Origin of the sequence: Methanolobus zinderi, assembly GCF_013388255.1 — an archaeon.
In the GTDB taxonomy this organism is placed as follows: Archaea; Halobacteriota; Methanosarcinia; order Methanosarcinales; family Methanosarcinaceae; genus Methanolobus; species Methanolobus zinderi.
The window spans coordinates 1,150,375-1,164,142 of the sequence record NZ_CP058215.1 but is presented as its reverse complement, the minus strand read 5'-3'; the positions used below and the strand labels follow the sequence as shown (position 1 = coordinate 1,164,142).

The 13,768-nt window shown below is 43.2% G+C and carries 11 protein-coding genes; 2 read left to right on the top strand and 9 right to left on the bottom strand.

Translation table 11 applies throughout. The annotated features are described in order from the left end of the window. Positions 1–496: 496 nt before the first annotated feature. Complete coding sequence (locus HWN40_RS05735) at positions 497–886, top strand: DUF5658 family protein (RefSeq protein WP_176964835.1); 390 nt, start codon at positions 497–499, stop codon at positions 884–886. Here the strand turns inward: HWN40_RS05735 and HWN40_RS05730 are convergent. Both HWN40_RS05730 and HWN40_RS05725 read right to left on the bottom strand, forming a co-directional pair. Further along, positions 881–1,885, bottom strand: a complete 1,005-nt coding sequence (locus tag HWN40_RS05730; RefSeq protein WP_281361433.1) for a PhoU domain-containing protein — start codon at positions 1,883–1,885, stop codon at positions 881–883. The two genes, HWN40_RS05735 and HWN40_RS05730, sit on opposite strands and share 6 nt — an antisense overlap. A 46-nt stretch (positions 1,886–1,931) precedes the next feature. Next, complete coding sequence (locus HWN40_RS05725; RefSeq protein WP_176964834.1) at positions 1,932–3,065, bottom strand: hypothetical protein; 1,134 nt, start codon at positions 3,063–3,065, stop codon at positions 1,932–1,934. 124 nt (positions 3,066–3,189) lie between these two features. Here HWN40_RS05725 and HWN40_RS05720 point away from each other — a divergent pair, with 124 nt between their 5' ends. Beyond that, a complete protein-coding gene (locus HWN40_RS05720; RefSeq protein WP_176964833.1) occupies positions 3,190–3,864 on the top strand; it encodes an RAD55 family ATPase in 675 nt (224 codons plus the stop codon). 166 nt (positions 3,865–4,030) lie between these two features. Here the strand turns inward: HWN40_RS05720 and HWN40_RS05715 are convergent, their stop codons facing one another. The 7 genes from HWN40_RS05715 to HWN40_RS05685 form a co-directional block, all read right to left on the bottom strand. Then, on the bottom strand, positions 4,031–5,398 hold the full coding sequence (locus HWN40_RS05715) for a type II secretion system F family protein (protein WP_246275999.1): 1,368 nt from the start codon (positions 5,396–5,398) through the stop codon (positions 4,031–4,033). Then, a complete protein-coding gene (locus tag HWN40_RS05710; protein WP_176964832.1) occupies positions 5,395–6,312 on the bottom strand; it encodes a type II secretion system F family protein in 918 nt (305 codons plus the stop codon). Before HWN40_RS05710 ends, HWN40_RS05715 begins: the two co-directional genes overlap by 4 nt. 1 nt (position 6,313) lies before the next feature. Next, positions 6,314–8,452, bottom strand: a complete 2,139-nt coding sequence (locus tag HWN40_RS05705; protein WP_246275998.1) for a type II/IV secretion system ATPase subunit — start codon at positions 8,450–8,452, stop codon at positions 6,314–6,316. Further along, complete coding sequence (pstA, locus tag HWN40_RS05700) at positions 8,445–9,323, bottom strand: phosphate ABC transporter permease PstA (protein ID WP_246275997.1); 879 nt, start codon at positions 9,321–9,323, stop codon at positions 8,445–8,447. Before pstA ends, HWN40_RS05705 begins: the two co-directional genes overlap by 8 nt. Positions 9,324–9,334: 11 nt before the next feature. Beyond that, complete coding sequence (gene pstC, locus HWN40_RS05695; protein ID WP_176964830.1) at positions 9,335–10,243, bottom strand: phosphate ABC transporter permease subunit PstC; 909 nt, start codon at positions 10,241–10,243, stop codon at positions 9,335–9,337. 87 nt (positions 10,244–10,330) lie between these two features. Beyond that, the gene (locus tag HWN40_RS05690) at positions 10,331–11,284 is read right to left on the bottom strand and encodes a PstS family phosphate ABC transporter substrate-binding protein (protein WP_176964829.1); all 954 of its coding nucleotides are present in this window, start codon (positions 11,282–11,284) and stop codon (positions 10,331–10,333) included. Between the two features lie 310 nt (positions 11,285–11,594). Further along, the gene (locus HWN40_RS05685; RefSeq protein ID WP_176964828.1) at positions 11,595–13,619 is read right to left on the bottom strand and encodes a COG1361 family protein; all 2,025 of its coding nucleotides are present in this window, start codon (positions 13,617–13,619) and stop codon (positions 11,595–11,597) included. Positions 13,620–13,768: the final 149 nt, after the last annotated feature.

Genomic DNA, 13,768 nt, shown 5'->3' with positions numbered 1-13,768 from the left:
CAAGGTTTATAGAAAATACTAAAAAACATACAAGCAATCGCAACCAAAAAATCATAATTTCAAAACTCCTTTCAAAATCATCAAAGTTCCGTAGTATAATGGAAAACTATAATTTATCGTTAGAATTATATATAAATATAGATGCCGTGTTCCTTGTTAAACAATGCTTAAAATTCGGCCATTTTCAAAAAATCAAAGCCATTGGACGTTGCCGATTTCTCGAGTTTATAGTCAACTGTAGCACTTTGTGGTCAAATTGCGTAGTTTGTGGTCAAGAAGACTTTATGGGCAAGCCCTATATAGAAAATTATATTGGTTTAAAGACAAACAGTAACTATAGAGTTCCCATACATTTAGAGATACATTTTCAGGATTGTTTTCTCACTTGAACATGTAGCTGGATTTCGATTATATGAACATAAATAATATAACAAGTACATTATTTTAATAAAAATATACATGTTTTAGATATATTTGAGCATACAGTCTTCAGATTATGCTTTCAAATCACTCTGATATCAATGTATTAAACGCATCGGAAATAGGAAAATTCCTTTACGACATACGATATGTGATCCTGCTATACGTAATAGGGGATTTCCTCACGACCTTCCATGCAATTGAGAGCGGACTCGGCTTTGAAGAAAACGGTTTCCTGTCAACAATGATAGCAAGTTACGGTATATGGTCACTTCTGCTTGTAAAAATAGCGATCCTTGGAGTGATCTTCTGGGCTTACCATTCGATCAAGCTGTCAGCCGGATCCGGAACACTGTGGACACTCTCAAAAACAGCCATCAGCCTGCTCGGGCTTGTACTGGTGGTAAACAACCTGCTGGTCATAGGCCTGAGATTCAGTCTTTTCGAGTACATGGGATTCCTATAACTGGCAGGCATCCTTCATCTCTTTTGCATGCATATTGATGACGATCTCAGCGATATCGGCGCTGTATTCGGAGATGCGCTGCAGGCTTTCCAGTATATTCCTTTTGCTCTCACCGATCCTGCTTTCCGTACCGCAGTCCTTTTTACAGATATGGTCTGCCATTGCGGAGATCTTTGTGGATGTCTTTATGATATTGTTGGCAAACACAGCATCCGATGTGGATATAGCCTCGATGGAATCCATGAACACGTTTCTGGAAAGCTTACCCAGACGCAGTATCTCATCGTCGCTTTCAAGTTGTGAGTCCATGTCTATTACATTCTTTGCGATCCTCTGGACATGGTCCCCGACCCTCTCAACGCTCTTTGCCACAAGCCTGAAGCCAAGACAATCCTTTGAGTTAGCCAACCCTATCTTCTGTGCCAGGGACGAGTCGTCTATGGAGGCTTTCAATTGCCTTACAGTCAGCAGATAGAACCTGTCCACGTCATCATCCCTCTGAATAACATCCCGTGCCAGTTCAAGATCATGATTCTCTATCGCACGCAGCACATCCTCAAGCATGGAGGAAATTATCCTGTACATGCTATGGATCGATTTTTCCAGGGATATATCCTGATAGTTCAGCAGGCTCTGCAGCACCAGCTCGGTCCTTGACTCTTCGACTATCTCAATACCTATAAGACGCCTGCGAGCAGCTTCCTTGATGAATTTCCTCTGATCTGCGGTGAAGTCACTGAGAGATGTTACCTTTATTATGTCATAACCAACAAGATAGTTGGAGACCAGCATCCTGAAATCATCTTCCGAATCCCCGGTCAGGGATATCTCAACCCTGGAATGCTGTTTCCTGTCCTCTGTTCCGGGTTCTGCCATAATGGTGAGAGAGTGGTTGGGCCTTGCTGAAAGAGTAACAACATCCCCTGCCGAAAGACCGTTCTCCCGAACCCATTTGATCGGCAGTGATACTATGTATGTTGATCCGCCTGTAAGCTGGATCTTTCTTTTTTCTGAAATGAGTTACACCTCTTTTTAGTTAGCGTTATTAAAGAACTGTAAGATTGCCGGAAACCTGACTGAGTCGTGATGTCATGCCCGTGTCATCCGTGATCTCAAGATCGATCACAACATCCTGGTCATTATAGGAATCGATGCCGATCGGTCGTACAACCATACCTGTGAGATTGTAGTCATATAAGGTCTCGTTACCTGAATCCTTCCATACTGCCCATCTGTAGCTGGTGATAAAGCCATCAGAATCCATTGAATCGGAAGCATCCAGTATGAAGTAACTATTAGGAGATTGTGTTCCATTAGGAGCCTGTAGGTTTTCTACCTTGAACTGTACCTCTGCCACGGGCATTGGCGGGGTAAAGAGTTCCTTGAAGATATTGATATAAGAAGTGATCAATTCTATTCTGAGGGGTTCTCTCTCAAGGGGTGCAGAACCTGCATATGATTCGAAATCTATTGTATAGAAGATCTGATAGTCTGTGGTGTTTGTGAGGTTGCCACCGGAATCGTTCCCGAAGAATGTGATTTGCTGCTCATCGTTATCCAGCGTGAAGTTACCATCAGGCAAACATTCTGTCATGCTTGCTGTGTCGTTTAGAACAAAGTCAAAATCCACACCATTGTAGGCTTTCCAGGGATGCATTTGCAAACTGTAAGTAAAATCCGTACTGTTATTGGTCCAGCCGGATGTGAAGATCGTTTCCGAGCCTTCAATAACTATGTCCGAAAAATTCAGGTGGATCTTCTTGCTCTTTGTAGCGGGGATAACGAGCCTGTGACCAGCACTGTAAACAGCAGGATAATCTCTGTACACATCGAATGAATCCGGATCATAATATGCCCTGAAGTTTAAGAAATAACCGTCATTTACACGTATTGAGGAAATTCTTGAGTCAGCTGTATTGAGATTTAAAATTGTGAGATCTATTGCCTGCCAGGAACCACCATTTCCGTGTACAGGATCAATGGACACGATCTTGAGCTCTTCGCTCTCCACTGCAGCCTGGTGGCTTTCCCGGTCCATGGCTTCCTTCTGCATGGTAGAGACCATGTAAGCCACACCCGAGGCTGCAATTATAGTTATCAGGATCAATAACAATGTTGCGAATATTACAGAAACGCCACACGTATCGTTCATTAACGAGCTTTTTTGACTACCAACCATCGTGGATTAAAGCATATTGGCAATTATATACTTTACTACTGTAATATATATAGTACTCCATAATGTCTATAGATGGCGATTTTATTCCAAAACGATTTAAGCAATGATGGCTTTAAGGAATCTGATGGTGCTAACTAGCTTCGGTCTTAAAAACGTACCTCAAAATGTGGTACTGTTAATCGAGGAAGATATAGGAGACGTAAAAAGCGTATTCTTCCAGAAAATATGTTCCGATGCACTGGCTATCGGAAAAAAAGTGTATTATATCTCTACACGAAGCTCGGAAAAGATACTGGCCGAAGAAATGAATAACTTCGGAATCCAGGATTTTGACGAAAAACTGACCATCATAGGAAATTTTTCCGAACCTGTAGCATTGTTTGATATGTGCTACAAAAGGCATAAACTCTGTAACAGGCTCTACGGAGATGATGCAGGGCCGCTTCATAACATAACCGATGCCGATGTATGCATTATAGACATGTTCTCCTCATTGTTCATTCATGAGGAAGTCGAAATCATTTCCGAGGCCATCGAATCACTCATCAATATCAGCAGGGATTCAAACATAACATTTCTTCTTTCGGCGGATATGGGGATACTTCCGGAAAGAGCCGAAAAGATAATCCGCTCCATGGTTGACGGCGTAATCCAGTTCAGGACCGAGTACACCGGTGGCAAAATAAACAGGTACATCAATATCCCAAAAATGAAAGGAAGCCTCCCCTTAAACAAAATGATAGCCTACAATGTGACCAGCCAGGGAATCACAATGGATACAAGGGAAAGGGTTGGCTGAATTTACAGACTTTGAACTCTCTGTTTTTACATATTGCTATCCTTAAATTCATAAGAGCAATAAATCACAATGTACACGGCGCAAAAAATATTGCCACATATTTCTGTTCAGGCGCTCTTATATAAATAATTTCTAAAGGAAATGGACTTAAGTAAAAATTAAAATTTCAGTCATCAAATCCTTTAACTACAATGGTTGCCGTTCCTTTAGATTCTCCGGCCTCGGCAGTCACTATATACGTACCGGCTTCAGAGCCGGGTACAGGCGAGACTGATACCGTACCGTCATCTTCGGTCATGGAACTTGTTATCACACCTTCCGGCGATATTGACAGCTTGACAAAAGTATCTGGAACCGGATTTCCATCCATATCAGTCACATTAAAAACTATTGGCTCTTGCAATGGAATACCACCCATCACTTCCTGACCATCACCGGATACGATATCAATAATATATGCACCCCCGGCACCTGCAGGAAGCAGAAGAGTTACACAGGCAATATAGCTCAGGGTTATGAGCACTGCCGAGTGTTTGAACCCGTGTTTTATCTCCCCTTCGGTGATCTGACCTATAATCAGTCCTCCAAAGAGGGCGTTAAGTATGATCATATGGAAAAAGCCGCGTTCGAAATCAATATCCGAAAGTCCCGCGCCACCGAGCATTTCCATACCCACACCCTGGATCAGGGGAAGCAGTGATGTGGAAAGAATGTATGTGAGCATCACTATGATACCCTGGGCGAGATAGAAGATGACTATGTACTGTTTAAGATTGGTCTCCTTTTCTTTCTGGATAGATATAACTGACCTCATGTCCTCCGAGGTACGAAACAGCAGATCAGCAACATTACCACCCGTATATGCAGCCTGAACAACCACATCAATATACCTTGCAACAAGGCGGCTTTTCATGGAATCCGACATGCGGTGCATGGATTCCTCGAAGGATTTACCCAGAACCATAGAAGATGCAGCATCCTGTGCATTGCTTGTGATAACACCAAGGTTGGTCTTTGACAGATTGATGAAACCCTTTACGGGATCGATACCACCCCGCATAAGTTCGGAGAGCTTGTACAGCAGTTCGCTGAAGGCCACTTCCCTCTTTTGCAGAAGTTTCTTCTGGAAATAGGAATCAATGGAGTACGGAATAATAGCAACCAGTATTGCAAAAACCATTATATGGTCCAGATCCTCTTTGGATTTTTCTTCTTCAGGTTGTGGTTCTGGTTCTTCTTCCTCAGCGGGTAAAACCTCACCTCTTTCCACAGCCTCAGCAGCTTCCATTTCTTTTACAAGCTGCTCATATGCAGCCTGTCTTGCAGATTCTTCATCACTTACAACCTCACCTGCAGCTTCGTCGGTTACAAAAGTATGACCTGTGAGAACGGCCATAGCCAGAATCATCAATGCAACAAATATCGGCACACACAGAGTCAGATACTCTCGTTTGATATCATAGCGTATTGTCAGAATCTGCACATGACGCTGGATCATCAGACGGTATCTTTCAATATCCATGGCAAAGTTCATAGAATGCTCCTTGAATATTTCATCCAAAGCAGAATTAGAAATACGATGTTTATGAAAGGCAGCATGAAGTAGACAAAGAACTGGAACATCTGTTTCGCGGTAAATGGTCCAAGGTCGATTCCAAGAGCACTTGTAACCACGATCATCAGCACCACAAGTACGACGCTCATTACGACCCCGCTGAGATAACCTTCACCGTACACACCCAGGGAATCAACGAATTCCTGCTGCATCTTCCTTCTCATGTCCATGAGTTCCCTGGATTTCATATCCAGGTATGTACGCAGGCCACCTCCGGATTGCATGGCATTGGCAAGATCGATACAGATTGCCCTGAGGGATTCGGAAGAGGTGTTGCGGATGAGATGATTCATGGCGCTGACACCGTCTTCACCCAGAACGTCCACACGGTACATCACCTTGCCAAATTCGGTGGAAACATCACCGTAATCCTCTATGGCCACCTTTCTGATGACATCCATGGGAGAGGAACCCGAGCTTGCAAGGATGGTCATGTATCCAAGCGTAAACGGAAGCTCGTGCTCGATGTTCATATTCTTGTTGGATATCTTGTTATAGAGCACGAAAGGAAAACCACTGACTGTCAGTCCGAATGTCAGAAAGGTCAGGGTGCTTATATAAACCAGAGGTGATGATGAATTCATGAAAAATATCAGAGAGAATATGAATACTATTGCAGTTGCCAGTGCTGCTGTTACAAGTGCCAGGGACATGAACATGCCAGGGGTCATGATCATATCCGCCTGGTAGAGTGATTTCGCAATATCGTTCTGCGGCTTTTTGTCTATATGTTTGCCGAAGACATAGCAGAACATCTTGTACTTCTCAACGTACTTGTTAGTAGCACCGTCATTGAAAGCCTGATGAATATCAGTATCTTCTGTTCTGACCATTTTAATGCATCATCTCCATCAGTTCATCCTTGTGTCTCGAATATTTCCTGATGGCTTTGGCAACTGCCTCGTATTCGGTAATACCTTCACTTGCAAGGCTTTCAAGATATTTTGCCCTGATATTCATCTCCTGTACAAGTTCCGACTGGTCGATACCGAATTCCTCATATATAGCATCGAAAAGAGCACTGCTGCCGCTATACTCATATTCGTCCGTAACAGGGTTCCATTTGAATACCGGGTTTGTGATAAGATCACCACGTTCAGAATCCAGTTCCACTATCTCCACGATCCTCAGTGCACGCCTGAGGAAATGTTCACCGACCTTTATCATGGCATTGAAAATTACCATATCCACACTGGCAAAGAGGTTCCTTGGCACGTTCATGGGTTCGGATTCCACTCTCGAAAGCAACTCATGTATGGAACCTGCGTGTATTGTACCCATACAGGGGTGACCGACTGAGATGGCCTGGAAAAGGGTACCAGCTTCAGCACCACGAACCTCACCGACAACGATGTATTCAGGCCTCTGCCTCAGTGCGGCTTTCAGGAGGTCGTAGAGTTCGATATCTCCGGCAGACTTCCCGCCTTCATTTCCACCAAATCCGGCCCTTGTGATGGACTGGGTCCAGTTGGGATGCATGAGGTTCATCTCAGCGGTATCCTCGATTGACACGATCTTGTACTCCGGCGGGATGAAGGCTCCGAGGGCGTTGAGGGTTGTGGTCTTACCGGATGCTGTTCCACCTGCTGCCAGTACGGACCGTTTGTATTCCACCATGAGCCAGAAATAGGCGAGTACTGTTGAATCGTATGTTTTGTAGTTCATCAGATCGATACAGGAAACCGGATTTGATTTGAAACGCCTGATGGTAAAGGTCGAGCCTCTTTTCGTTACTTCTTTCCCGAGTGTCAGATTGGCACGGCTTCCGTCCACAAGGGTTGCGTCCCTGATGGGCTCAAGCACGGAGATATGCCTGCCTGCTGCCTGTGCCATTCTCATGACAAAGTTGTTGAGCTCTATCTCCTCGTAGACCACATCCGTGGCCACCGAGCCGTAGACCCTGTGATTGACATAAAGCGGAGTGTAGGGACCATTACAGGTGATATCCTCGATATAGGGATCTTTCATGAGCAGGTCCATCCTGTCAAAGCCCATGTACTTCTTATGCAAATAATAGAAGAATTTGTCCTTCTGGGTATCACTGAGCTTCAGACGGTAGATGTCCACGATAAGCTCGAACCTGTCCCTGAGTGCTTCCACACGATCCTCTTCTTCCACGAGCAGGATCTCAGAGTGTGCCATCTTGTCAAAGGCATTCTTTATGATGTAAAACGCCTCCTCCTCACTTTCACTCATGGGTGGCTCCATACAGTTATAGACCAGTGACTCACCTTCAAAACCGATATGCACATACTGACACCCAGGTGTCACTTCATAGGTGATATCAACGTCCTTTTGAGGAACTCCGGGAGCAGGAACGGATAATTCACCGACAACGAATTCCATCTCTTCGATTGATTCGGGTTTGGGGGTTATTATCTGTTCAATCTTATTAAGAAGGGAAGAAGAGGACTTCTTTGCGGATTCCTGTCCCTGCCCGTTTGCGGAGTTTGATTCATCTTGATCTGTGTTTTCACCGGAAGATTTCTTTTTTCTTCCAAAGTTGAGACTGAACTTTTTTTTCTTCTTTGCAGGCTTGACGTCTGCTTTTTCCTTTTCCTTTGGAGGTTCTGCCTTTTTAGTATCCTGTTTAGCTACAGAAGATTTTTTGCGCTTTCTACCCAGGCTCAGACCAAATCTTTTCTTTTTGGAAGGTGTTTCTTCCTTTTCTTCCGTAGGTTCTATGAGCTCCTCTTCAGCTATTTGTGATTTTTCGGATACAGAAGTACTATCATTTTCCATATAATCCATAATAGCATGGTCAAAACCATCTTCGGGATTGGATTCTTTCGGAAGAGAGATAACTTCCTCTTTAACCGTATGTTCTTTTGTGGAAATTACCCCGTCATCTGCACTTTCTTCAATAGTTTCCTCTTCAATCTCTTCAATATAAGCTGAGCTATCTTCAATATCATCTGGTTCCGAGCGTGGTTTTCTTCCACTCAATCTGGATTTTAAGCGCAGTTTACCCAATTCTGCGCCTCCAGACAATCAGACGGGCTATTGCATTAATGATCATTACAATGGCAATCAGAACAAATGCAGCAGCAAATCCTTCTGAACGATCAATCATATGTGGGAACTCAAATGAATGATATACGGTGATAGGTAAAGCTGCAATTAAATCCTGGAAAGGATAGATTTTAATTCCAAAAAGGAATTTTTCATTTGGAAGAGTCTTAAATTCAGGTATGAACTGACTATAGCCTGCTGAAAGTATAACAACTGCCGATTCTTCTGCTGCACGTCCCACACTAAGAACAAATCCTGTAAGAATTCCACTCAAAGCGTATGGAATTGTTATTAATTTAATTGTTTCCCATTTATTTGCACCAAGAGCATAACTTGCATGCTCTATTTCAGTTGGTACGGATTCAATTGCAGCTTCTGATGCTCTTTCCAATACAGGTAAAATCAATATAGCGAGTGCAATGATACCGGATATCATTGAAAAACCTCCGGTAATGGTGCGCATCGAATAGACAAGAAGAAGCAGAGCAAAGATACCTAGAACTATCGAAGGTGTTCCTGACATCACATCAAGCATGAAACTGAAAAAGCGGACAAATTTTCCGTCACCTGCATATCTTTTAAGGTAAATTGCAGTACCTACTGCAAACGGAGTTGCGAGCAAAGTTGAACCTAATGAAAGTATGATAGTGCCAATTATTGCATTTGCAAGGCCACCACCAAATCCTGCTGCTTCCGATTCAGGAGTAAATATCATCTCAAGTGAAAGACTTGGAATTGCCTCCAGAGTGATTCTGCCAAGAATCAATACAAGTGCAAGTATTGTTAATGAAGCTGCAGTATATGAAATTCCCTTAAAGATTGTTCCTTCCATTCTACGAATGTTCATCTTGAACCACCTATCCTCCGAGCTGCTGCAACAAAAAATATCTCAATAGCAAAAAGAACGGCAGCTATTGCAAAAAGAGCACTTCTGGGTCCATCCATTGCAGAATAATATCCAATGTCATTGAGTATTTTTGATGTCATGGCATAACCTGTATCAAGAATAGAGCCAGGAACATGTCCGACATTTCCAAGCAGCATGACTATTGCCATGGTTTCGCCCATTGCTCTCATCATACCAAGAATAATGGCTGTAAGTATTCCAGGAGATGCAGTGGGTAGAACTATTTTTTTTATTGTTTCCCAGTGCGTAGCCCCGATTGCAAAAGATGCTTCCCTGTAATCAAACGGTACTGAACGCATCGCATTTTCGGAAAGAGAGGTAATAGTCGGGAGTATCATTATAGCAAGCACAGTAGACGCTAGAAGTACACCATTGCCTCTGTTGGGAGTTAGATCTTCAAATATCGGAATAAAACTCAATGCACTGATCAGTGGATCAATATTATTCTGGAAAAAATTCTCAAGTACAAACAATCCGAATATACCATATACCACTGAAGGAATACCTACTAGCAGTTCAATAAAGGGTCTGATTGTCGAAGCTACGTTTGAAGATGCGTATTCTGAAAGGAATATTGCAGTAAAAACGCTTATTGGAACTGCAATTATCAGACTAACGATGGTTATGACAATAGTACCTGCGATAAAAGTACGTATACCATAAATGTTATCGTCATAGCTCCAGACCGTGCCTGTTAAGAAATTAATGATACCCTGACTTTGAAAGGTAGGCATTGCGGTATTAAATATAAATAGAATAAAGTAAACTGCGACACTTACTGTAATAAATGCGCACATGAAGAAAAAGTACTGAGGATACCTGTCATCCAATCTTTTATTGTTCATTTGCCCCTCGTTTTTAAGATTACAAAAAAAAAGACCTGTGTTGCAGGCAACACAGATCTGATGTGCTTTAATTTCTCAACTATTTATTTAAGCGATCTCGTTAAGAGCGAAGTAGCCTACTTCTGTGAAGTATTCTGTTGCTCCTGGGGACCTTGCAAAGGTAATGAAGGACTGCTGCATTGCAGTTGGTTCACCGTTTGTAAGGTAGTTGAGTGGCCTTGTAAGATCGTGGAGGTAGTACTCGTTGTCAGCACCGAACTCATCCATGATTGCGTCTGCTGTGATTTCGTCAGAGCCAAATTCGTATGAACCGTCTTTGACACCCATGATGAATACATCGTCAGCGCCGTCAGCAAATCCGAAGTCAACAAATCCTACACCGGTTGTGTCTTCCTGTACTGCTGCAAGGACACCTGCATTACCTACTGCACCTTCTATGGAGTCGTTGATGTCGTCTCCGATGAAGTCCACGAATGTGTCTTCTGTACCGGAAGATTCAGCTCTCTGGTATGCCTTTACAGTAACACCGTCGATTGCTTTTGAATCGTTGATGTAAAGGTCAGCAAGGTCTGCCTTTGTAACATTGTAGGTTGCAAGACCAGTAAGATCGTCGTTTGCGATGATTACTACTGCACTGCCACCAATCTGGTGTGTCTTGATGTCTGGGTATTTGTCGAGTTCACTGTCTTTGACTGCTCTGGATGCTGCACCAATGTCGCTGATTCCCATTGCAACGGATGATACACCAGCACCGGATCCACCGCCCTGTACTGATACCTTTACACCCTGGTGTGCGTCCATGTATGCTTCTGCGAGGAGTTCAGAAACAGGCTGGACGGTTGTTGAACCAGCAATAAGGATTTCTGTTGAGGCTGCACCAGTTGCATCGCCAACATTTGCACTGTCAGATACGTCGCTTGAGAATGAACCCATTATGGTTCCTACTGCTGCTGCACCGGCGATTGCAACTACCACTAAAACGAGGGTTGCAACAATAGGTGAAACACCAGCTTCATTGTTAAAAAGTTTCTTTATGTTCATATCGTACACCAATTTTTAGTTGTTCTATCGGAGCGGGTTTTACGCGCTCTGAGTCCTACATCGTATCGTCGATATATAATACTTCCACAAATAATGTATATACTCCAACAATCCATATAGATTTACAATATATCTATATACGACTGCATATACAATCAGAGAATATTTTATGGAAGAAAAAGAAGCATTCTGTAATCAAAATATTGTGAAAAGGATACAGATCAGTCAAGAGATATGGATACTTCTGCCTGCTGATTGAAAGCCTTTAGATACAGAAAAAAAGAAGTGTATAAGGAAATTAAGAAGAAAATTATCTGGAAACGAGGGTGTAAACTATCCCGAATACTGCCAGTGCAATGATTATCACAATAGCATAGAGATAATTCTCAACAGCATTGATGGCTGCACCTTCCATAGTACCAAAGGCTGATCCGAAACCTCCGAGAGTGCTCTGGAAAAGGTTGTGCACGAACTGCTGTGCCCTGTTGAAATAATCTCCGAGAGGTCCCAGAAGCTTTGAAAGGAATGAAGGATTGACCGACTCATCACTGACTTCCACAGACGCATCGGGAACGATCAATTCTTCATCGTTTTCTTCCATAGAATACAATATTTCCTCATCTTCATCAACAGAATCCGGAGCAGCTACTTCGACACTGGCTGCCTGCGGGTCTTCTGTATCATCCACCCATTCACCTGTGGACAGGTCGAAGTTTCGCTCCACCTCGTTCCCGGAAACAAAATGCGACGACTGCAATTCTCCCTCATAGTCAGGAAGACCCCTGAACTCACATGTGGCATAGGGCAGGTCCGGTGCACTATCAGGATTGATATTGTATCCGAAGGAGAAACTCTCACCGGGTGCAAGGAGCACACCGTCAACTGACATTGTCTGTGTTCCGTTGATCCTGGAAGAAGACCAGTCCCATTCCGAAAGGGGTACCTCACCTTTCAGGTTTTCCTCAAAGCTGCCGCCAATATAGTTTACATCAGATGGTACCCTGTCAGTAACATTGACCCAGGAAGGCCGGTCACCGTCATTGGATACCTTGAGGGTAACAGTGTACCCTTCATCCGATTTGGCGAGGGATTTGCTGAAGAGGATATGAGGACCGTGTACCTTCAAATTTTCGGATTTTGACTTCCATGTAAACTCCTTACCATAAAAATCGGCAGTCACAACCACAGCAGGGAATTTGTAGGTGCCGGACTCGATCGGGATCAGTTTCTGACCGAGATAATACTGTCCTTCAGGACTGACACGTTTGTAATCACCTGATTCGTGAGTCTCTGAGACCATAAGCTCATCCGGGATTTCGGCAAACTGGACCTCAAGATCATCAACCGTATAGAGACCCGTATTATAGATATTCGTCCTCAAAAAGGAATGTTCCCAGGCATTCCATATCTCAAAATCCACGGACTGGTGCGTATCTGTCTGGGTGTAGAGAGGTCTCACGAACCATGAACTCATGTTTATTTCCTCGTTCACAACCTCAAGCTTAACCTTTATTTCAGGCTCAGTGCAGCTAAATGTTGTGGAATCACCAAAACTGTGATAGCCACCCTTGATATCATAACCACCGGCCTTTGCAGTTATGTTGTAATTAATAGAATACGGAGAGGTTGTTCCATCCCATTCAGGTGCTATAACCGTAAAGTTTACTTTTTTGGATTCCTCCTGCTCAAAACAGCCCAGATTCTTTTTGATTACTTGATCCCTGAACTCAAAATCGCCTTTTGATTTGAGTCTGAAATTATCTATATCCATCTCAAGTACAACATTCTCTATCCATGCATCACCGGTGTTCTTGACTGTAACTTCAACGAATTTTTCTTCACCCGGTGCGTACTGATCAGATTCTACCTTGACGTCATCTATTTTCTCAGAACTCGCCTTAAACTCAAAATCAAGTTCAGGTAAACCTCTTGAATATATTTCCAGCTTAACGTCCGGGGTCTCCTGACTGCCGGTGCTGATATCCTTGAGTGCGACCATTATGTCATGGTCCCAGTGGAAGGTACTGTCACCATTGAGGAAAAGGAATTCACTTAGGACATCTTCATTGCCCCTCTGTGCAGAGATCAATACTCCTGTATTATCCTCATTGAAATCATCCGGCCTGAACTTGTACTCAGTGCCACCAACAATTGCTTTCCCAATCTGACCCCACTTTATAGTGACAGTATCTTCTTTGACCCACTCTACACAATAATCAAGATCATCGCAGGGACAAAGACTACTTTCTGCCATTGCAGGAGCAGGTATTAAGAAAAACAAAACCAGACCCACAATACAGAGTAAACTAAACCAATCATAAAACCTTTTTTTCATAAATTCCACTCCCCACTCATGTTTTCTTCGAAAACCGTTTGAATACCATATACATAAGAAGAATGTACCCAAAGAGGGTCACAAAAACAAAAGGTACGGCCGTATCAAAAAAAGCTGAAGGGGTGTACCAGCAGGTAGAATAGAAAGTA

What these genes read in the sequence shown, in the direction of transcription:
- HWN40_RS05735 (WP_176964835.1), top strand. Translation starts at nt 497, where the DNA reads ATGCTTTCAAATCACTCTGATATCAATGTATTAAACGCATCGGAAATA.
- HWN40_RS05725 (WP_176964834.1), bottom strand. Translation starts at nt 3,065, where the DNA reads ATGGTTGGTAGTCAAAAAAGCTCGTTAATGAACGATACGTGTGGCGTT.
- HWN40_RS05720 (WP_176964833.1), top strand. Translation starts at nt 3,190, where the DNA reads ATGGTGCTAACTAGCTTCGGTCTTAAAAACGTACCTCAAAATGTGGTA.
- HWN40_RS05715 (WP_246275999.1), bottom strand. Translation starts at nt 5,398, where the DNA reads ATGAACTTTGCCATGGATATTGAAAGATACCGTCTGATGATCCAGCGT.
- HWN40_RS05710 (WP_176964832.1), bottom strand. Translation starts at nt 6,312, where the DNA reads ATGGTCAGAACAGAAGATACTGATATTCATCAGGCTTTCAATGACGGT.
- pstA (WP_246275997.1), bottom strand. Translation starts at nt 9,323, where the DNA reads ATGGAAGGAACAATCTTTAAGGGAATTTCATATACTGCAGCTTCATTA.
- pstC (WP_176964830.1), bottom strand. Translation starts at nt 10,243, where the DNA reads ATGAACAATAAAAGATTGGATGACAGGTATCCTCAGTACTTTTTCTTC.
- HWN40_RS05690 (WP_176964829.1), bottom strand. Translation starts at nt 11,284, where the DNA reads ATGAACATAAAGAAACTTTTTAACAATGAAGCTGGTGTTTCACCTATT.
- HWN40_RS05685 (WP_176964828.1), bottom strand. Translation starts at nt 13,619, where the DNA reads ATGAAAAAAAGGTTTTATGATTGGTTTAGTTTACTCTGTATTGTGGGT.